The organism is Streptomyces tubercidicus, from assembly GCF_027497495.1.
In the GTDB taxonomy this organism is placed as follows: domain Bacteria; phylum Actinomycetota; class Actinomycetes; order Streptomycetales; family Streptomycetaceae; genus Streptomyces; species Streptomyces tubercidicus.
On the sequence record NZ_CP114205.1, the window covers coordinates 1,014,587 to 1,033,603 of the forward strand.

Below are 19,017 nucleotides of genomic sequence, written 5' to 3' on the forward strand. Positions count from 1 at the left end.
AGCGGGACTTGGGCGGTGCGGCGGGGTGCCCGATCGCGCCGCGCGGTGGCCGGAATCAGCCGCGGGAGAGTGCCCATCGGCCCATTGGCCCCGGTCTCCCGCGCGAGGTCGGCGCCTCTCTGCAACGCGGCCCGGGAGGCCAGGCAGGCCCGGCAGGTCCCGCACACGAAGGGCGTCCTGGCGCCGGGAAACGCATCTGCGCAGGGTACGGCTGGTGACAAGGTCGTACCGAGCCAATTAGGGTGCGCCGACGTACTGCGGAATGGAACGGATGGGGAGGCCGCGTGCCCACGACCGAGAGCGCCGACAACGACCAGTTGTTCGTGCTGACGGCGGTGCTGCTGACGCCCGCGCAGTTCCCGAGCGTGCTCGGCGACGACTACCCCGAGGTGTGCGCGGGCCTAGGCCTCGAACCGTACGCGGAGGGCTACGGGCTGGTCCTCGGGCAGGACGGCGACGGTGCGCGCTGGACCGTGGTGACGGAGGATGTCTCGCTGGTCGCCTGCGCGATCGCGGCCTGGGACTGCGGGATGGAGTACGACCTCTCGCCCGACGAGAACAGCATCGTCGGGGCGCTGCCCGGCTGGCCGCTGGCGCTCGCCGTCGCGGCACCCGGTGTGCCGCAGCCGCACGATCCCGAGCCCCAGGAAGGCGACCCTGCACCGCTCGCTCCTCCGGACGCCGAGGAGTGGGGGCCGGCGCAGCGGCGGCTCGGGGCGGATGAGATCGCCATGCAGTGGGCGGCGTGGCGCGAGCAGGTGGAGGGTGACATCACCTTTGCCGAGCCGGGGGATGAGGCGCACAAGGGGGTGCGGCGGGTGCTGGAGGAGGCGCGCGGCTATGTGAACGATCCGCCGCCGGCGGGGCGGGTGCGGTCGTCGTTCGCAGCGGGCGAGGCGCGTACGCTGCGCGTCGACGGGCCGGGGTGGAGCATGGTTGCCCGTACCGATGACATCGCGTTTGTGCTGCTGGATGAGGAGCCGGGCGAGGTGCATCCGGTGGGGCGGGGGCCGGAGCTGCCCGGTCTGTTGTCGTCGCTTGACGAGTTGGCGGCGCGGCCGGTCTGACGGGTGGGGCGGCTTGCTGTGGTTGCCGCGGGGTCGGAGGAGACACACCAGGGCCCTCCGACCCACCACCCGCCACGCGTAGGCGAACGGCCCAACCCCTCTTAGCGGCCGAGCTGTTTGCGGCTGACGCGGCGTAGGCGGCGGCGTTGGGAGGAGTCGAGGGTCAGGTATGCGACCGCCGGGACTCCGACCATGACCAAGAGGGCCGCCCAGAAGGGCAGCAGCCACAGCAGGATCACTCCCACCGCGACGCCGCCGACCGCGACCTTCGCTTGTGTGGACATCCTTCACGCCCCTTCCGCGGCGCATGCCGCGCTCTGTGTACTCCATTGAACGCCGTTTTCGCGCCGGAGGTTCCTTCCGGGTGCCCGGAGTCCTGTACTCTCGGGCGCTCCAGGCGCCAGTAGTCAAACTTGAGGAGTTCGCGACCCAGTGACTTCCCTTCCCGCGGTCACCCCCGCTCAGCTCTCCCCGCTCGCGCACTGCGCAGCGGTCTTCCTGCCGTCGGATCCGCCGCGGGCCGGGCGGATCGCCTTCTGGCGGCCCGATGGTGAGCCCGTGGGGCCCGTCGGGGATGCGTCACTGGGTGTTGCCCTGCCGGATGACGACGGCGGGATTTCCTTGTGCGAGGTTCCGGCGCTGGTCATGACGGTCGCGGAGGCGGTGCCGGTGCTCACCCGTGCGCGGGCCGGGCAGGGCGCCCATCCGGCTGCCGCCTTCTGGGGAGCCGCGTCCGTACTGGCGCTGCAGCTCGCGGCCCGTGGACGGATTCTGCCCGGGGTCGGTCCGGGCGGATATGACGCCTGGCGGCTGGGTCCGCTCGACCCGGCGGACCTGGCGCGGCTGCGCGATCTCGCCGCCGCGATGCCGCCGTACGCGCACGCCGCCCCGCTTCCGGGGACTGACCCGTTGGAGCTGCCGGATCCCGAACGGCACCTTCGGGCGTTCCTCGACGCGGTGGCGGACGGGCTGCCGCGCTCCCCCGGCGCCGCGCTGGCCACCGGAGCGCCGGCCTTCGCGGTGACGGCTCCGCAGCACATCCCCGAACAGCGCGCCTGGGCCGCCGACGTCGCCGCGGGGCATGACGCGGGCGTACGGATCTCGTTGCGGGTGGAGGTGCGCGGAGGGGAGTTCTCCGAGGTCGGTGCGGGCGGCAGGCAGCAGGGCGGTGATGCGGACGGGGAGACCAGTGCGGTTCCCGGTGGGGCGCCGTTCGCGTTCAGCGCCGTGGTCCAGTTGCACAGCCTTACCGATCCGGCGCTGGTCGTGGATGCCGCGGAGGTGTGGGCGGGGGCTTCGGCGGCGGGGCAGGCGTTCGGGGCGCGGGCGCGGATGGACACGCTGCTGACGTTGCGCCGGGCGGCGGATGCCTGGGCGCCGCTCACCCCGTTGTTGTCCGCGGCGGTGCCGGATGCGCTGGAACTCGCGGAGGAGGAGGTCGCCGAGCTGCTGGGGCCGGCCGCCGGGGCGCTGGCCGCCGCCGGGGTGCAGGTGCACTGGCCGAAGGAGCTGGCACGCACGCTGACCGCGCGTGCCGTAGTGGGGCCGCCCGAGGCCGACCAGGAAGACGGGGCGGCGGGAAGGGGGGCGGGGCCGCCGTCGCTGTTGTCGGCGGATGCCCTGCTCTCGTTCAGCTGGCGGTTCGCGGTGGGGGATCAGGAGGTCGGCAAGGCGGAGCTGGACCGGCTTGCCGAGGCGGGGCGGCCGCTGGTGCGGCTGCACGGTCAGTGGGTGCTGATCGATCCGGCAGCGGTGCGGGCCGCCCGGGAGCGGCGGGAACGTAAGATCACGCCGCTCGACGCGCTCGGCGCGGCGCTCACCGGCAGCGCCGAGGACGGGGACGGCGGCCGGGTGGAGGTGGCCGCTTCCGGCTGGCCGGCCCGGCTGCGTGACCGGATCGCCGACCCGGAGGGCGGTGACGCCCCACCGGTCCCGCAACCGGCGGCGCTCGCCGCGACGCTGCGCGACTACCAGGTGCGCGGGCTGGACTGGCTGCACCGGATGACCTCGCTGGGTCTGGGCGCCTGTCTGGCCGACGACATGGGGCTGGGTAAGACGATCACGCTCATCGCCCTGCATCTGCACCGGCAGACCGGGCCCGAGTCGGCCGGCCCCACCCTTGTCGTCTGCCCCACCTCCCTCGTGGGCAACTGGCAACGGGAGATCGAGAAGTTCGCACCGGGCACTCCGGTACGCCGTTTCCATGCCGGGCGGCGCAGTCTGGCGGAGCTGGCGGACGGCGAGTTCGTGCTCACCACGTACGGCACGATGCGGCTCGACGCCGGGAAACTGGCGGAGGTGGGCTGGGGGCTGGTCGTCGCCGATGAGGCCCAGCACATCAAGAATCCGTTCTCCGCGACCGCCAGGGCGCTGCGGACCCTGCCCGCCAAGGCCCGGGTGGCACTGACCGGTACCCCGGTGGAGAACAATCTGTCGGAGCTGTGGGCGATCCTGGACTGGACGACGCCGGGGCTGCTGGGGCCGCTGGGCCGGTTCCGTACGCGCTATGCGCAGGCCATTGAGGGCGGTGCGGCGGCGTCGCCGGAGGCGGGGGCGGCGGCCGAGCGGCTGGCCCGGCTGGTGCGGCCGTTCCTGCTGCGCCGCCGTAAGTCCGATCCGGGGATCGCGCCGGAGCTGCCGCCCAAGACGGAGACCGACCGTGCGGTGGCGCTGACCAATGAGCAGGCGGGGCTGTACGAGGCCGTGGTGCGCGAGGGGCTCGACGAGATCGCCGGGACGGACGGGTTCGCCCGCCGGGGGCTGGTGGTCAAGCTGCTCACCTCGCTCAAGCAGATCTGCAACCACCCCGCGCAGTACCTGAAGGAGGGCGGTCCGGCGGCGGACGGGCGGGCGGCCGACACGGTGCGGATCGCGGGGCGTTCGGGGAAGGTCGAGCTGCTGGACGAGTTGCTGGACACCCTGCTCGCCGAGGGCGCGAGCGTGCTGGTGTTCACGCAGTACGTACGGATGGCGCGGCTGCTGGAGGGGCATCTGGCGGCGCGCGGGGTGCCCACGCAGTTGTTGCACGGCGGGACTCCGGTGGCGCGCCGTGAGGAGATGGTGCGGCGTTTCCAGGACGGGGCGGTGCCGGTGTTCCTGCTGTCGTTGAAGGCGGCGGGTACCGGGCTGAACCTCACCAGGGCGGCGCATGTCGTGCACTTCGACCGCTGGTGGAATCCGGCCGTCGAGGCGCAGGCCACCGACCGCGCCTACCGCATCGGCCAGACCCAGCCGGTGCAGGTACACCGGTTCATCACGGAGGGCACGATCGAGGACCGGATCGCCGGGATGCTCTCCCGTAAGCAGCAGTTGGCCGATGCGGTCCTCGGGTCCGGCGAGGCCGCGCTGACCGAACTCACCGATGCCGAGCTGGCGGATCTGGTCGCACTACGGGGGAGCGAGTGAGGAACATGCCGGGAGATGAGGGACCGATGTACGTGGACGAAGGCGCATCCGATTCCGCTGCCGATTCCGCCGCCGTTGAGCGGACGTTCGAGGCGCTGCCCGCGGCCCGTGGGCAGGCTTTTGCCCGGAGCTGGTGGGGGCAGGCGTGGCTGAAGGCGCTGGAGGACTCCGCGCTGGACGGTGCGCAGGTGAAGCTGGGGCGGCGGCATGCGCGGGCCGGTGCGGTGGGCGCGGTGTCGGTGCGTCCCGGCCGTATCACCGCGGTGGTTCAGGACCGTGACCATACGCGGCACCGGTCCGATGTCCTGCTCCAGCAGTTGAGCGCGGCGGACTGGGACCGCTTCCTGGACCTGGTCGCGGACCGGGCCGGGCATATCGCGGCGCTGCTGGACCGGGACATGCCGCCGGTGCTCGTCGAGGACGCCGCCGCGGCCGGGATCGAACTCCTGCCGGGCATCGGTGACCTGGAGCCGGAGTGCGACTGTGCGGCGTGGGACCACTGCGCGCATTCGACCGCGCTGTGCTACCAGTTGGCGCGGCTGCTGGACCAGGATCCGTTCATCCTGCTGCTGATGCGCGGCCGGGGTGAGCGGGAGCTGCTGGACGAGTTGCAGGCGCGCAGTGCGTCACGGGCGGCGGGGGCGACGGGCGCGGACGCGGCGGCGGAGCCGGACGCCGCGGGGGTGCCGGCGGCCGAGGCGTATGCGGCGCGTGACATTCTGCCGCCGCTGCCCGCGGCGCCGCCGCCGGTCGCCGCACCTGGCGCCCCGCCGGTGCTCGGGGGCGGCACCCCGCCCGCGCCCGGGGTGGACGTGGCCGCGCTGGAGTTTCTGATCGGGGACGCGGCGGCGCGCGCCCAGGGGCTGCTGGCGGACGCACTGTCCGCCCGGCATCCGGAGAGTCCGCCGCCGCCCGTACTGACGCCCGCCCAGGATGCGGTGCGGCTGGCGGCGGCCGCTCCGGGGGCGGCGATATCGGCGCGGCTGGCGGCCGGTTCGGGGCGCGATGCGCGGAGTCTGGCCGTGGCCGTACGGGCCTGGGAGCTGGGCGGCGCGGCGGGGCTCGCGGTTCTGGAGGAGGACTGGACGCCGGAGCCCGAGGCGCTGGCGCGGGCCACCGGACGGCTGGCGGCCGCGTGGGAGGACGACGGGGCCCGGCCGCGGCTGCGGGTCACCCGTAACCGCTGGACGGTGGTGGGCGGGGCGGCCCAGTTGCGCTACGGGCGGGACGGGCGTTGGTGGCCGTACCGCCGGGAGGGCGGGCGGTGGGTGCCCGCGGGGCCGGGCACGGACGATCCGGCGGGCGCGTTGGCGGAGTTGACGGCGGAGGGGTGGTCGGCGGAGGGGTGAGGTGGAGGGGGGGTGGGGTCGGTCAGCGGCCGGTGCGGTGCCGGCCGACGCGGCCCAATCCTCCCCATCCGGCTGCGCCGTGCCGCCGCGCGTGCTTCGCTGAATCGATCCCCCACCGCCCGGCACGTCGCCCGCAGCAGGAGGACCAGTGACCGGCATTTCGCCGCCCGCGCCGCAGCCCGCATCGTCCGCAGAGCCCGTGCGGACCACCGACCAGATGGACAGCGCACCGCACTCCCTTCCGTACTACGAGGACCGCTCGCCGGGAAGCGGGGCCCTGCCGCCCCGCGCCTGGTATGCGCGCTCGGATGCCGCCCGGATCTCACTGGACGGCACCTGGCGATTCCGGCTCTCGCCATGCGCCACCACGGAGGACGAGGCGTTCGCCCGGCCGGACTTCGACGACACGGAGTGGGAGGAGCTGCGGGTACCGGGCCACTGGCCGCTCCAGGGGCGCTTCGCCACCGAGGGCTCCTACGGGGGCGGTGACCGGCCGCAGCTCGGCGGGGCGCCTGCCTACACCAACACCGCGTACCCCTTCCCGGTCGATCCGCCGCGGGTGCCGGACGAGAACCCGACGGGCGATCACCGGCGCCGCTTCGATCTGCCCGAGGAGTGGGGCGAGGGGCCCGCGGTGCTGCACTTCGGCGGGGTGGAGTCCTGTGCCCGGGTCTGGCTCAACGGGGTGGAGCTGGGCCATTTCAAGGGCAGTCGGCTGCCGCACGAGTTCGAGGCCGGGCATCTGCTGCGGCCGCGCGGCAATGTGCTGGCGGTGCGGGTCCACCAGTGGTCGTCGGGCAGCTATCTGGAGGACCAGGACCAGTGGTGGCTCCCCGGCATCTTCCGGAACGTCTCGCTCCACCGCCGCCCCGAGGGCTCGGTCGCCGACCACTTCGTGCACGCCGGGTTCGATCACGTCACGGGCCACGGCACCCTGCGGGTGGAGTGCGAACCGGCCGGCCGGGTGACCGTCCCCGCGCTCGGCCTCGATCTGGCAACCGGGGAGCGCGCCACGGTGCCGGTGCGTCCCTGGACGGCCGAGGAACCACACCTCTACGACGGCGAGCTGGTCACCCCCGGCGAGCGGATCCCGCTGCGGATCGGCTTCCGTACGGTCCGCGTCGAGGAAGGGCTGCTGAAGGTCAACGGACGGCGGATCCTGCTGCGCGGCGTCAACCGCCATGAGTTCCATCCGTGCTCCGGGCGCACCCTCGGCCCCGAGACGATGCGCCGTGATCTGCTGCTGATGAAGCAGCACAACATCAACGCGGTGCGCACCAGCCACTATCCGCCGCACCCCGCCTTCCTCGATCTGTGCGATGAGTTGGGCCTGTGGGTGATCGACGAGTGCGATCTGGAGACGCACGGTTTTGGCCGGCAGGGCTGGCGGGACAATCCGGTCGATGATCCGCGCTGGGAGCCGGCGCTGCTCGACCGGGCCCGGCGGATGGTCGAGCGGGACAAGAACCACCCCGGCATCGTGCTGTGGTCGCTGGGCAACGAGTGCGGCACGGGGCGCGGGCTGTCCGCGATGGCCGCCTGGATGCGCGAGCGCGACCCGTCCCGCCCGTTGCACTACGAGGGCGACCCCAGCTGCGCCGACACGGATGTCTACTCCCGGATGTACGCCGACCACGCCGAGGTGGAGCGCATCGGGCGGCGCGCGGAGGCGCCGCTGTCCGATCCGGAGCTGGACGCCCGGCGGCGTGCGCTCCCGTTCCTGCTGTGCGAGTACGCGCATGCCATGGGCAATGGTCCCGGCGGACTCAGTGAGTACCAGCGGCTGTTCGAGCGCCATGAGCGCTGTCAGGGCGGTTTCGTCTGGGAGTGGATCGACCACGGGCTGCGGCAGCGGACGGCCGACGGTGCGGTGTTCCACGCGTACGGCGGCGACTTCGGCGAGGAGCTGCACGACGGGAATTTCGTCTGCGACGGGCTGGTTCTGCCCGACCGGGTGCCCTCCCCCGGCCTGCTGGAGTTCAAGAAGGTCATCGAGCCGGTGCGGATCGAGGCCGTGAGCGGGGGCGCGGCGCAGGCGGTCCGGATCACCAATCTCCACGACTTCGCCGGCCTCGGCCACCTGGAATTCCGTTATGCCCATGAGGTGGACGGCGGGCCGCGCGGTCATGGGTGGCTGGACGTCCCGCCGTTGGCGCCCGGCGAATCGGCCGTGCTGGAGTTGCCGACGCCGCCCGACGAGCCGGATGACGACGGGGAGGCGATCTGGACGGTCCAGGCCGTACTGGACAAGGACACCGCATGGGCGCCCGCGGGGCACGAGGTCGCCTGGGGCCAGCTGCCGGCGGCGCCGCGGCCCGCCGCCACTCCCCCGGCGGCCACCGCCACCCCGCGCCGCGGCGAGGGCAATGTGATCGTCCTCGGTCCGGGGACCTTCGACGCCGCCACGGGAACGCTCGGCTATCTGGACGGCGTACGCCTCGGCGGGCCCCGGCTGGACGTGTGGCGGGCGCCGACCGACAACGACGAGGCCGCGCCCTGGCAGCCGGGGCCCCGGCCGGCCACCGAGTGGCGGCGGCTCGGCCTGCACCGGATGCGGCACCGCGTCGATGCCGTCGAGACCGGCCCGGACGCCTTGGTGGTGCGCACCCGGGTCGCCCCGGCCGGTACCTCGTCGGCGCTGCGCACGGTCTACCACTGGACGGCACAACCCGGCCTGCTGCGACTGGAGTTGAGCGTCGATCCGGAAGGTGACTGGCCGGTTCCGCTGCCCCGGCTGGGTGTGCGGATGCGGCTGTGCGGCAGCCTGGGGCTCGCCACCTGGTTCGGCGGCGGGCCGGGCGAGGGCTATCCGGACACCCGGGCCGCCGCCCGGATCAGCCGCTGGTCGATGCCGGTGGACGCGCTCCAGACGCCGTACGTCCGGCCGCAGGAGAACGGTGCGCGGCCCGGCGTGCGCTGGGCGGAGCTGACCCGTACGGACGGCTCGGGCCTGCGGATCGAGGGCGACCCGGACTTCTTCTTCGCCGCCCGCCGGTGGCCGGCCGAGGAGCTGACCGCGGCCCGCCACACCACGGATCTGCGGCCCGGCGAGGATCTGTGGGTCCATCTCGACCATGCGCAGCACGGCATCGGCAGCCAGTCCTGCGGGCCGGGGGTGCTGCCGCAGCACCGGCTGGCGGCGGCCCCGGCGCGCTTCTCGTTCGTGTTCTCGTCGCTGGGTTGATCCCCCGCGTCGGACCGTGCGCCGGCCGCCGCAGAGGACGGCGCACGGTGCCGCCCAGGGGCGTGCGCACCGGCCGGGACTACGCTTTCGGTGAGGCGTGGGTACCCGCGCGTCCCGCAGCACCGAGAGGCTTCGCACCATGGTCAGCACGTCCCGGCCGCTCGCCGACGCCCTCGCCGCGGGGCCGGTCGTCCTCGACGGAGGGCTGTCGAACCAGCTGGAGGCCGCCGGGCACGACCTGGGCGACGCGCTCTGGTCGGCGCGGCTGCTGGCCGAGGAGCCGGAGGCCGTGGTGCAGGCGCATCGGGCGTACTACGAGGCCGGGGCGCAGGTCGCGATCACCGCCAGCTATCAGGCGACGTTCGAGGGGTTCGCGCGGTACGGCATCGGTGCGGAGCGGGCCGCGGAGCTGCTCACCCGGAGCGTGGAGCTGGCCCGTGAGGCGGCCCGGCGGGCGGTGTCCGGCGGGGTCGACGGGCCGCTGTATGTGGCCGCCTCGGCGGGCCCGTATGGCGCGATGCTGGCCGACGGCTCCGAATACCGCGGGCGCTATGGCCTTTCGGTGGACGAGCTGGTGCGGTTCCACCGGCCGCGGCTGGAGGTGCTGGCCGCGGCGCGGCCCGATGTGCTGGCGCTGGAGACGGTGCCGGATGCCGAGGAGGCTCGTGCGCTGGTGCGGGCGGTGCGCGGGCTGGGCGTCCCGGCCTATCTGTCGTACAGCGTCGCCGGGGACCGTACCCGGGCCGGGCAGCCGCTGGCGGAGGCGTTCGCGGTCGCCGCGGAGGCCGATGAGGTGATCGCGGTGGGGGTGAACTGCTGCGCGCCGGACGATGCGGACCGGGCGGTACGCACGGCGGCGCGGGTCACCGGCAAGCCGGTGGTGGTCTACCCCAACAGCGGCGAGCGCTGGGACGCGGCGGCGCGGGCATGGTGCGGCGCCCCGGAGTTCGGCGCGGACCGGGTCGCCACCTGGGCCGCGGACGGCGCCCGGCTCATCGGGGGCTGCTGCCGGGTGGGCCCGGACACCATCACGGAGCTGGCGGCGGGGCTGGGGCGGGCCGGGCCTGATCCACTGGTCCGGCCCTGAAGACACCGGCCGGACCCTGATCCACCGGACCGCCCCCGGCCCTCTGACGAGCACCCCCGAAGCCGCACCAGCCCTGCCCGCGTCCCCCGACGCGGGTCGAAGGCGTTACACAGACGCAACCGACCGAGCGGCGACAGAGCCCCGGGCCGGTGGCAGGATGCAGCCACATCGCAGCATGCACAGCTTGGATGATCTGTATCCGCCCTGGAGGACCAGTGTCCGCTCGCTCCGCGTTGCCTGTCATAGCCGTTGCCACGGCCGTCGTCGTTCTGGCGGGGTGCAGCAGCACCAAGTCCGACGGAAAGAAGGGTTCCGGCGGTCTGGAACTGGTCTCCTCCGGGACCCTGAAGACCTGCACCCACCTTCCGTACGCACCGTTCCAGGTGAAGAAGGACGGCAAGGTCGTCGGGTTCGATGTGGATCTGGTGGATCTGGTCGCCAAGGATCTCGGCGTCAAACAGGAGATCGTCAACACTCCCTTTGAAGGCATTGAGACCGGCCAGGACTTCACCATCCGCAAATGCGATCTGGCCGCCGCCGGGATGACGATCACGGATGCGCGCGACAAGGTCATGGAATTCTCCGACCCCTATTTCAATGCCACCCAGGCGCTGCTGACGAAGAAGGGCAAGCCCGTCAAGAAGGTCGAAGACCTCAAGGGCAAGAAGCTCGGCTATCAGAAGGCCACCACCGGCGGGATCTACGCCAAGGAGCACGGCAAGGGCGTCGAGCTGGTGGAGTTCGAGGATCTGGGGCTGTTGCTGACCGCCGTGAAGTCCGGTCAGGTCGATGCCGGGATCAATGACAACGGGGTGCTCCTCGACTATGTGAAGCAGAACCCGGACACCAAGGTCACCGCGGAATTCAACACGGGTGAGCACTACGGCATCGGCGTACGCACCGGAAATGACGCACTGCGCAAGAAGATCAACGCGGTGCTCAAGAAGGCGAAATCCGACGGGAGTTACGACCGGATCTACAAGAAGTGGTTCGGCACCACCCCGCAGAGCTGAGGCCGCCCGTCATGCCTGTTTCCAAAAGACAGCGCGCGCGGGCCATCCGCGGCGCGCAGTACGGCGTCCTGGTCGCCGCCGTGGTGGTCTTCGCGCTGATCGCCGACTGGCATCAGCTGCGGATGGCGTTCTTCGATGTCGAGGTCGCGAAGGCGCTCTTCCCCGAGATCATCACCACGGCGCTGGTGAACACCGTCCTCTACACCCTGCTCGGATTCGGTTTCGGTCTGGCGCTGGGGCTGGTGCTCGCACTGATGCGGCTCTCGTCGGTGCCGCCCTATCGCTGGATCGCGGTCACCTATATCGAGTTCTTCCGCGGGATCCCCTGTCTGCTGGTGTTCATCGCGCTCGGCTTCGGGGTGCCGCTGGCCTTCGAGGTCGCGCTCGATATGAACATCACCGTGATGCTGTCGCTCGGTCTGGTGGGCGCGGCGTATATGGCGGAGACCATCCGGGCCGGCATTCAGGCGGTTCCCAAGGGGCAGACGGAGGCGGCGCGTTCGCTGGGGATGTCGCACGGGCGGGCGATGGTATCGATCGTCATTCCGCAGGCGTTCCGTATCGTGCTGCCGCCGCTGACCAATGAACTGATCCTGCTCACCAAGGATTCCTCACTGGTGTATCTGCTGGGGCTCTCCCTCACCCAGTTCGAGCTGGCCAACTTCGGCCGGGACGCACTCAATGAGCACAAGAGCCTGACCCCGATCCTGATCGCCGGGCTGCTCTATCTCGTGATCACCCTCCCGCTCGGCCAGTTGGTCCGTCGGCTGGAGGCCCGTACGGCGAAGGCCAGGTGAGCGGCGTGACGACCGAACAGGCGGCACCGGAGACGGCGGCCGCGCAGGCCATCGATGTCCAGGGCCTGCGCAAGTCCTTCGGGGAGCTGGAGGTGCTGCGCGGGATCGACTTCTCGGTGGCGCGCGGTGAGGTGGTGTGTGTCATCGGGCCCTCGGGGTCCGGGAAATCGACCCTGCTGCGCTGTGTGAATCTGCTGGAGGAGCCGAGCGCGGGGCGGGTCACGGTGGCCGGCACCGAGGTCACCGACCCGGACGTGGACATCGATCTGGTCCGCCGCCGGATCGGCATGGTCTTCCAGTCCTTCAACCTCTTCCCGCATCTGACCGCGCTGGAGAACCTGACGATCGCTCAGCGGCGGGTGCTGCGCCGCGACCGTCCCGAGGCGGAGCGGATCGCCCGCGCCAACCTCGAACGGGTGGGGCTCAGCGACAAGGCGTCCGCCTACCCGGCGAAGCTGTCGGGCGGGCAGCAGCAGCGGGTGGCCATCGCCCGTGCGCTGTCCATGGAACCGGAGTTGATGCTCTTCGACGAGCCGACCTCGGCGCTCGACCCGGAGCTGGTCGGTGATGTGCTGGCGGTGATGCGGGGGCTGGCGCAGGACGGTATGACGATGCTGGTCGTCACGCACGAGATGAGCTTCGCCCGGGAAGTGGCCGACCGGGTGGTCTTCATGGACGGCGGAGTGATCGTCGAGGAGGGCACCCCGGAGCAGGTGGTGGGCGCCCCGCAGCACGAACGGACCAGGACGTTCCTGGCGCGGGTGCTGGATCCGGCGGCCGCCGAGGTGAGCGAGGTCGCGGACACGCCCTAGGGGAAGTAGTGGACGGGTGAGGGCCGCGGGTTCGCCTCCCGCGCCAACCGCCGCACGTGCGGCCGCCGATCGCTCGCGCCAGGGAACGGGCCATGATTCACCGGACCGGATGCGGGGTGTCGATCGCCAATCGGCCGCAGTTCACCTGTAGTTGGGGCTCCGGTGCAAGGCTGGGGAACTTGTGTTCCGTGTGCCGGCCCTGGAGGTCCGATGTCCCTACGTCAGCTGCGCCGTCCGCTCATGGTGGCGCTGCCGCTCGCGGTGCTCGCCACGGCAGTGGTACTCGGCCAGACGACCGCCCAGGCCGGTCCGGCGTCGGCCGTCGTCACCGGATCCGCGCAGCTGCCGGCAGTCCCGCTGGGCGAGTTCAGTAACGCGCTGCTGCCGGGCAGCGTGGGCAATGACCGCGGGGTGAAGCTGGGCGGCATCGGCAGCGACATCTTCCCGGCCGGGCGGGCCGGGGAGTTCTGGACGGTGACCGACCGCGGGCCCAACGGCCAGATCAAGGTGGACGGCAGCAAGCGGCGGACGTTCCCGGTGCCGGGCTTCGACCCGGCGCTGGTGAAGATCAAGGTGCGGGGCGACCGGGTCAGCGTTCTGGAGGCGCACCCGGTCACCACCCGTTCCGGCAAGGCCGTCACCGGGCTGCCGAACCAGCGGGGCCGGGACGAGGCGCCGTACACCTACGATGCCGGGAAGCCGCTGCGGTACGACCCCAACGGCCTGGACACCGAGGGCGTGGTGCGGGCCGCCGACGGCAGTTTCTGGCTGGCCGACGAGTACGGCCCGTCACTGGTGCATGTATCGGCTTCCGGCCGGGTGCTGGCCCGCCATGTCCCCAAGGGGCTGCATCTGACCGGCACCGACTACCCGGTCGTGGAGTCGCTGCCCAAGCTGCTGCAAAAGCGCGCGACCAACCGGGGTTTCGAGGGGCTGGCGCTGCTGCCGGACGGCGATCTGGTGGCGGCGGTGCAGAGCCCGCTGTCGAACCCTGACACGGCGGCCGGTGAAGCGTCCCGTACGGCCCGGCTGCTGCGCTTCTCGCCCGGCAAGGGCGCGGTGACCGCCGAGTACGCGTACCGCTTCGACCCGGTCGGCGAGGTCGACCCGGGCGAGGACGACACCTCCGAGCTGAAGATCTCCTCGGTGGTGGCGGTGGGCCGCGACCAGCTGCTGGTGGAGGAGCGCACCGACAAGGCCGCCCGGCTGCAACGGGTCGAGCTGAACAGGCGCTGGGACATTCTCGGCTCGCGCTGGGACGATCCGGCCACCGACCCGTCTCTGGAGCAGTCCGGCGGCCGTGCGCCGGTGCTGCCCAAGCAGCTGGTCGTCGATCTGCGCAAGGTCAAGGGCGTACCGCAGAAGACCGAGGGCATCGCGATCAGCGGGCGGCGCACCCTCACGCTGGTCAACGACAACGACTTCGGCATGACGGACGGCCCTGACGCGTTCGACGATCAGGGCCGTCTCGTGGACAGCGGGGTGCCGACGAAGGTGGTGACCGTGCGGCTCAGGACAGCGGCTTGGTGAGCTTCTTGGTGCCGCTGCTGTTTCCCGTCAGCGCGCAGCTGACGGTCTTGATGCCGAGCCGGTAGCCGCTGATGCTGGGGTACTGGATGAAGGTGCCCTCGGCGGTGCCGGCGGGCTGCTGGGCCGCTTTGCGCTCCAGCTCGTCGCGGCACAGCGACGAAGCCTTGCTCTTGATGCCCGATTCGGTGGTGAGCCCGGACTCCAGACGGTGGGTGGTGACGACCTCGGCGTCGTGCGGGCCGTTGCACGAGGCTTCGTCGTTGTAGCCGCCGCCGTCCGCCATGCGGTCGTAGCAGTCGCCGACCTTCAGCAGATAGAACGGGATCTTGCCGTTGGAGGGCTTCGGCAGGGCGCTCTCGAAGTCGCTGTCGGTGGGCGTCGCGCTGGGCGTGGGGTCACCGTACGGTGTCGGGGACGCGCTCTCGGACGGGCTGGCGCCGACGCTCGAACTGGGCCTCTGAGCACGGTGGTTGCCGTTGTCATCGCTGTTGCTCACCACGATGACGGTGATGACGGCGGCCAGCACGAGCACACCACCGCCGATGATCGCCGCGATGGTCTTGCCGTTGCCGCCACCGCCGGGCGGGCCGGGCGGCTGCTGCCAGCCGCCGGGGCCGCCCGGTCCGGGAGGTCCGAAGCCGCCGCCCGCGGGCGGGCCGTAGCCACCGGGTGCCTGGTTGCCCGGGGGTGTGCCGTAGCCACCCGGGCCGTACCCACCGCCCTGGCCCTGGCCGCCCGGCCCGTATCCGCCGGCCGGCGGGCCGAAGCCGCCCGGGTTGGGGTGGGGCGGCTGGTTCGGCGGCGGAGGCGGAGACGGAGGAAAGCTCATGGCGGAAATGATCGCTTCTTTACTCGGTTTTGCGGGACTCGGTGACCAACCTGGAACAATGCACGTCTGAATTGTCCGGACCCTGGGCACCGTTGGCGACAGACAACAAGCCAGCCTACGGCTCGGAGGTTCTCCGTGTTCACCGACCTGCCCCTGGACGAGCTGCACACCTACTGCCCGCCGCGTCCCGAGCCGGCCGGCTTCGACGCGTTCTGGCGGCGCACCCTCGTCGAGGCCCGTACCCATGACCTGGACGCGCGCTTCACCGAGGTCGACGCGGGACTCACCCTGCTCCACACCCATGACGTGACGTTCGCCGGATTCGGCGGGCATCCCGTCCGCGGCTGGTTCCTGGCTCCGCGCGCGGCCGCCGGGCCGCTGCCGTGTGTGGTGCAGTACCTGGGTTACGGGGGCGGGCGACTGCTGCCGCACGACTGGCTGCTGTGGCCGTCCGCGGGCTACGCCACGCTGGTCATGGACACCCGTGGCCAGAGCGGCCCCAACCGGCCCGGTGACACCCCCGATCCGGTCGCCTCCGGCAATCCGGGCGTCCCCGGCAAGCTGACCCAGGGGCTGCTGGATCCGAACGGCTACTACTACCGGCGGCTGTTCACCGACGCCGTACGGGCGGTGGAGGCGGCGCGCGGCCATCAGGCGGTGGACACCGACCGGATCGTGGTCGCCGGCCACAGCCAGGGCGGCGCGGCGGCGCTGGCGGCGTCGGGCCTGGTCCCCGGTCTGGCGGGGGCCCTGATCGATGCGCCCTTCCTGACGCACATCCGCCGCGCGATAGACATCACGGACGCGGGCCCGTACGGCGAACTCACCCGCTACTTCGCGGGTGCGCGCAGCCACATCGACACCGCGCTGCACACCCTGGACCACTTCGACGGCCTGAACTTCGCCGCCCGCGCCACCGCCCCGGCCCTCTTCGGCACCGCACTGCGCGACGAGGTGACGCCGCCGTCCACCGGGTTCGCCGCCTTCCGTCACTACGCGGGCGAGAAGGAACTGAAGGTGTGGCGGTTCAACGCCCATGAGAGCGGCGGCGGTGAGCAGCGGGCCGCCGAGATCGCCTTCCTGCGCGGTCTGCTGGGGTGAGCGGGCCGGGCCCGGGTGCGGCCGTCATGCCTGGCCCGGGTGCGGCCTCGGACCGGGCCCGGTCACTCCCCTCAGACCGCCCCCAGCAGATGCTCCAACGCCAGCTGGTCCAGATGCTCGAAGGCCATTCCGCGGGCGCCCGCCGCCGCCACATCGAAGGTCTCGTAGGCGGTGGCGTCGGCGAGCAGACCGGCCAGGCCGTCCTCCGCGGTGCGGCGCTCCAGTTGGTCCAGGCGGGCGGCCCGCAGCGCTTCCTGGACGGCCGGGTCGGCCCGGAAGGCCGCCGCGCGCTCCCTGAGGAGCAGATAGTTACGCATACAGCCGGCCGCCGAGGCCCAGACACCGTCCATGTCCTCGGTGCGCGGCGGTTTGAAGTCGAAGTGCCGAGGTCCGTCGTAGCCGGCGGTTTCCAGCAGGTCGACGAGCCAGAAGGCGGAGCGCAGGTCACCGGCGCCGAAGCGGAGGTCCTGGTCGTACTTGATGCCGCTCTGCCCGTTGAGGTCGATATGGAAGAGCTTGTCGGCCCACAGTGCCTGGGCGACGCCGTGCGGGAAGTTCAGTCCGGCCATCTGCTCGTGGCCGACCTCGGGGTTGACGCCGTAGAGCTCGGGGTGCTCCAGCCGCTCGATGAAGGCGAGGGCATGGCCGACGGTGGGGAGGAGGATGTCGCCGCGCGGCTCGTTGGGCTTGGGTTCGAGGGCGAACCGCAGGTCGTAGCCCTGCTCAAGGACGTACTGGCCGAGCAGGTCGAAGGCCTCCTTCAGCCGGTCCAGGGCGGCCCGTACGTCCTTGGCCGCGCCGGACTCCGCGCCTTCCCGGCCGCCCCAGGCGACATAGGTGCGGGCGCCCAGCTCGGCGGCGAGGTCGATGTTGCGGAGGGTTTTGCGCAGGGCGTAGCGGCGGATGCCGCGGTCGTTGGCGGTGAAGGCGCCGTCCTTGAAGACGGGGTGGGTGAAGAGGTTGGTGGTGGCCATCGGGACGACCAGGCCGGTGGCGTCCAGTGCCTGCCGGAAGCGGGTGACGGCCGCCTCGCGCGCGGCGTCACCGGAGCCGAACGGGATCAGATCGTCGTCGTGGAAGGTGACGCCGTACGCGCCGAGGTCGGCGAGGCGGTGCACCGATTCGACGGGGTCCAGGGCGCGGCGGGTGGCGTCCCCGAAGGGGTCACGGCCCTGCCAGCCGACGGTCCACAGGCCGAAGCTGAACTTGTCCCCGGGCGTGGGCCGGAGGCTCATCGCGACTCCCTCGCTCATTTCGTCAAGGCGCTTTACAAATTCTCCCGCGGCCAAACTAATATGCGACAGCACACCGGGGAACCCCCTGGACCGAGACCACGGACGACCGGCCGCCGAGGGAGAGTGCACGATGGGCGCACAGTCAGCGGGACCACTGGTCGTCGGGGTGGACAGCTCCACGCAGTCCACCAAGGCGCTGGTCGTGGACGCGGTGACCGGTGCGGTCCTCGCCCGGGGGCAGGCACCGCACGCGGTCAGCGGCGACGCCGGTGGCAAGGAGAGCGACCCGCGGCAGTGGTGGCAGGCGCTGGGCGAGGCGCTGGACCAATGTGGCGATGTGGCGCGGCAGGTCTCGGCGGTGTCCGTGGGCGGGCAGCAGCACGGGCTGGTCACCCTGGACGCGGCCGGTGCGCCGGTGCGTCCGGCCATGCTGTGGAACGACGTCCGGCCCGCGCCGCAGAGCGAGCGGCTGATCGCGGAGCGGGGCGGCGCGGCGGCCTGGGCGGAGCGGGTCGGGAGCGTGCCGCCCCCGGCGTTCACGGTCGCCAAGTGGGCCTGGCTGCGCGAGAACGAGCCGGCCGCGGCCGCCGCCACCGCCGCGGTACGGCTGCCGCACGACTACCTCACCGAGCGGCTCACGGGCGAGGCCGTCACCGATCGCGGCGATGCGTCCGGGACCGGCTGGTGGGCATCGTCCACCGAGTCCTATGACGCGGAGATCCTGGCACACGTCGGACTGGACGCCGGGCTGCTCCCGCGGGTGGCGCTGCCGGGCGAGGCCGCCGGGACCGTACACGCCGGTCATCTGCCGCTGCCCAAGGGCGCGTTGGTGGCCGCCGGTACGGGCGACAACATGGCGGCCGCGCTCGGCCTGGGCCTGCGGCCCGGTCAGCCGGTGCTGAGCCTGGGGACCTCGGGGACGGTCTACGCGGTCTCCACCCACCGGCCCGCCGATCCGTCCGGCACCGTCGCGGGCTTCGCCGATGCCCGCGGCGACTGGCTGCCGCTGGCCTGCACCCTGAACTGCACGCTCGCGGTGGACCGGGTGGCGGCGCTGCTGGGCCGCGACCGGGAGGCCGTGGAGGAGGGCGGCGGTGTGGTGATGCTGCCGTTCCTGGACGGTGAGCGCACCCCGAATCTGCCCGGCGCCTCGGGCCTGGTGCACGGGCTGCGACACGACACCACGGCCGGCCAGCTGCTCCAGGCCGCCTATGACGGTGCGGTGTTCACCCTGCTGAAGGCGCTGGACCGGGTGCTGGACGCGGACGCCGCACCGGATGCGCCGCTGCTGCTGATCGGCGGCGGTGCGCGGGGCCGGGCCTGGCGGGAGACCGTACGCCGGCTGTCTGGCCGCCCCGTGGTGGTGCCCGAGGCGCGGGAGCTGGTGGCGCTCGGGGCGGCGGCACAGGCGGCCGGGCTGCTGCTGGAGGAGGACCCGGCGGCGGTCGCGCGCCGCTGGGTGACGGCGCGCGGCGCGGAGTACGAGGCGGGGCCGCGGGACGAGGCCGCCTGGGAGCGGCTGACGGCGACGCTCGCCGACGGCGAGCCGCTGCTGCGGCCGTGACCGCACCCGAAGCCGTGGACCAGGAGGGCCACCGGCTCCCGCCC

The 19,017-nt window shown here is 72.4% G+C and carries 14 protein-coding genes; 11 read left to right on the plus strand and 3 right to left on the minus strand.

Going from position 1 to position 19,017, the window contains the following annotated elements; genetic code table 11:
• Window positions 1-284 precede the first annotated feature (284 nt).
• The gene (locus STRTU_RS04305) at window positions 285-1,067 is read left to right on the plus strand and encodes a hypothetical protein (protein ID WP_159742309.1); all 783 of its coding nucleotides are present in this window, start codon (window positions 285-287) and stop codon (window positions 1,065-1,067) included.
• Window positions 1,068-1,168: 101 nt separating this feature from the next.
• Here STRTU_RS04305 and STRTU_RS04310 read toward each other — a convergent pair whose 3' ends face one another.
• Window positions 1,169-1,351 carry a hypothetical protein gene (locus STRTU_RS04310; RefSeq protein WP_159742310.1) on the minus strand — a complete coding sequence of 61 codons (183 nt, stop codon included), beginning with the start codon at window positions 1,349-1,351 and terminating at the stop codon, window positions 1,169-1,171.
• A gap of 148 nt (window positions 1,352-1,499) precedes the next feature.
• On the opposite strand from STRTU_RS04310, the gene STRTU_RS04315 reads away from it, so the two are divergent.
• The 8 genes from STRTU_RS04315 (at window position 1,500) to STRTU_RS04350 (ending at window position 14,244) form a co-directional block, all read left to right on the plus strand.
• Complete coding sequence (locus STRTU_RS04315; protein ID WP_159742311.1) at window positions 1,500-4,472, plus strand: DEAD/DEAH box helicase; 2,973 nt, start codon at window positions 1,500-1,502, stop codon at window positions 4,470-4,472.
• 26 nt (window positions 4,473-4,498) lie between these two features.
• A complete protein-coding gene (locus STRTU_RS04320) occupies window positions 4,499-5,821 on the plus strand; it encodes an SWIM zinc finger family protein (protein ID WP_159742312.1) in 1,323 nt (440 codons plus the stop codon).
• A gap of 217 nt (window positions 5,822-6,038) precedes the next feature.
• On the plus strand, window positions 6,039-9,005 hold the full coding sequence (locus tag STRTU_RS04325) for a glycoside hydrolase family 2 TIM barrel-domain containing protein (RefSeq protein ID WP_159746682.1): 2,967 nt from the start codon (window positions 6,039-6,041) through the stop codon (window positions 9,003-9,005).
• 139 nt (window positions 9,006-9,144) lie between these two features.
• The gene (gene mmuM / locus STRTU_RS04330) at window positions 9,145-10,092 is read left to right on the plus strand and encodes a homocysteine S-methyltransferase (protein ID WP_159742313.1); all 948 of its coding nucleotides are present in this window, start codon (window positions 9,145-9,147) and stop codon (window positions 10,090-10,092) included.
• A gap of 215 nt (window positions 10,093-10,307) precedes the next feature.
• The gene (locus STRTU_RS04335; RefSeq protein WP_174878803.1) at window positions 10,308-11,105 is read left to right on the plus strand and encodes a basic amino acid ABC transporter substrate-binding protein; all 798 of its coding nucleotides are present in this window, start codon (window positions 10,308-10,310) and stop codon (window positions 11,103-11,105) included.
• Window positions 11,106-11,116: 11 nt separating this feature from the next.
• Window positions 11,117-11,902, plus strand: a complete 786-nt coding sequence (locus STRTU_RS04340) for an amino acid ABC transporter permease (protein WP_159742315.1) — start codon at window positions 11,117-11,119, stop codon at window positions 11,900-11,902.
• Window positions 11,903-11,907: 5 nt separating this feature from the next.
• On the plus strand, window positions 11,908-12,714 hold the full coding sequence (locus STRTU_RS04345; RefSeq protein WP_159742316.1) for an amino acid ABC transporter ATP-binding protein: 807 nt from the start codon (window positions 11,908-11,910) through the stop codon (window positions 12,712-12,714).
• Between the two features lie 210 nt (window positions 12,715-12,924).
• The gene (locus STRTU_RS04350; RefSeq protein WP_159742317.1) at window positions 12,925-14,244 is read left to right on the plus strand and encodes an esterase-like activity of phytase family protein; all 1,320 of its coding nucleotides are present in this window, start codon (window positions 12,925-12,927) and stop codon (window positions 14,242-14,244) included.
• Here STRTU_RS04350 and STRTU_RS04355 read toward each other — a convergent pair.
• Window positions 14,225-15,073 (minus strand): hypothetical protein, encoded by an 849-nt coding sequence (locus tag STRTU_RS04355; protein WP_159742318.1) that lies wholly within the window; start codon window positions 15,071-15,073, stop codon window positions 14,225-14,227. The genes STRTU_RS04350 and STRTU_RS04355 overlap by 20 nt on opposite strands.
• Before the next feature lie 135 nt (window positions 15,074-15,208).
• Here STRTU_RS04355 and STRTU_RS04360 point away from each other — a divergent pair, with 135 nt between their 5' ends.
• Window positions 15,209-16,174, plus strand: a complete 966-nt coding sequence (locus tag STRTU_RS04360) for an acetylxylan esterase (RefSeq protein WP_159742319.1) — start codon at window positions 15,209-15,211, stop codon at window positions 16,172-16,174.
• 71 nt (window positions 16,175-16,245) lie between these two features.
• Here STRTU_RS04360 and xylA read toward each other — a convergent pair whose 3' ends face one another.
• Entirely contained in the window at window positions 16,246-17,409 is a 1,164-nt protein-coding gene (xylA, locus tag STRTU_RS04365; RefSeq protein ID WP_159742320.1) for a xylose isomerase, read from the minus strand.
• Window positions 17,410-17,539: 130 nt separating this feature from the next.
• Between xylA and xylB the strand changes: the two genes are divergently transcribed.
• Window positions 17,540-18,973 carry a xylulokinase gene (xylB, locus tag STRTU_RS04370; RefSeq protein ID WP_159742321.1) on the plus strand — a complete coding sequence of 478 codons (1,434 nt, stop codon included), beginning with the start codon at window positions 17,540-17,542 and terminating at the stop codon, window positions 18,971-18,973.
• Window positions 18,974-19,017: the final 44 nt, after the last annotated feature.

What these genes read in the sequence shown, in the direction of transcription:
- STRTU_RS04310 (WP_159742310.1), bottom strand. Translation starts at nt 1,351, where the DNA reads ATGTCCACACAAGCGAAGGTCGCGGTCGGCGGCGTCGCGGTGGGAGTG.
- STRTU_RS04320 (WP_159742312.1), top strand. Translation starts at nt 4,499, where the DNA reads ATGTACGTGGACGAAGGCGCATCCGATTCCGCTGCCGATTCCGCCGCC.
- STRTU_RS04325 (WP_159746682.1), top strand. Translation starts at nt 6,039, where the DNA reads ATGGACAGCGCACCGCACTCCCTTCCGTACTACGAGGACCGCTCGCCG.
- mmuM (WP_159742313.1), top strand. Translation starts at nt 9,145, where the DNA reads ATGGTCAGCACGTCCCGGCCGCTCGCCGACGCCCTCGCCGCGGGGCCG.
- STRTU_RS04340 (WP_159742315.1), top strand. Translation starts at nt 11,117, where the DNA reads ATGCCTGTTTCCAAAAGACAGCGCGCGCGGGCCATCCGCGGCGCGCAG.
- STRTU_RS04350 (WP_159742317.1), top strand. Translation starts at nt 12,925, where the DNA reads ATGTCCCTACGTCAGCTGCGCCGTCCGCTCATGGTGGCGCTGCCGCTC.
- STRTU_RS04355 (WP_159742318.1), bottom strand. Translation starts at nt 15,073, where the DNA reads ATGAGCTTTCCTCCGTCTCCGCCTCCGCCGCCGAACCAGCCGCCCCAC.
- xylA (WP_159742320.1), bottom strand. Translation starts at nt 17,409, where the DNA reads ATGAGCCTCCGGCCCACGCCCGGGGACAAGTTCAGCTTCGGCCTGTGG.
- xylB (WP_159742321.1), top strand. Translation starts at nt 17,540, where the DNA reads ATGGGCGCACAGTCAGCGGGACCACTGGTCGTCGGGGTGGACAGCTCC.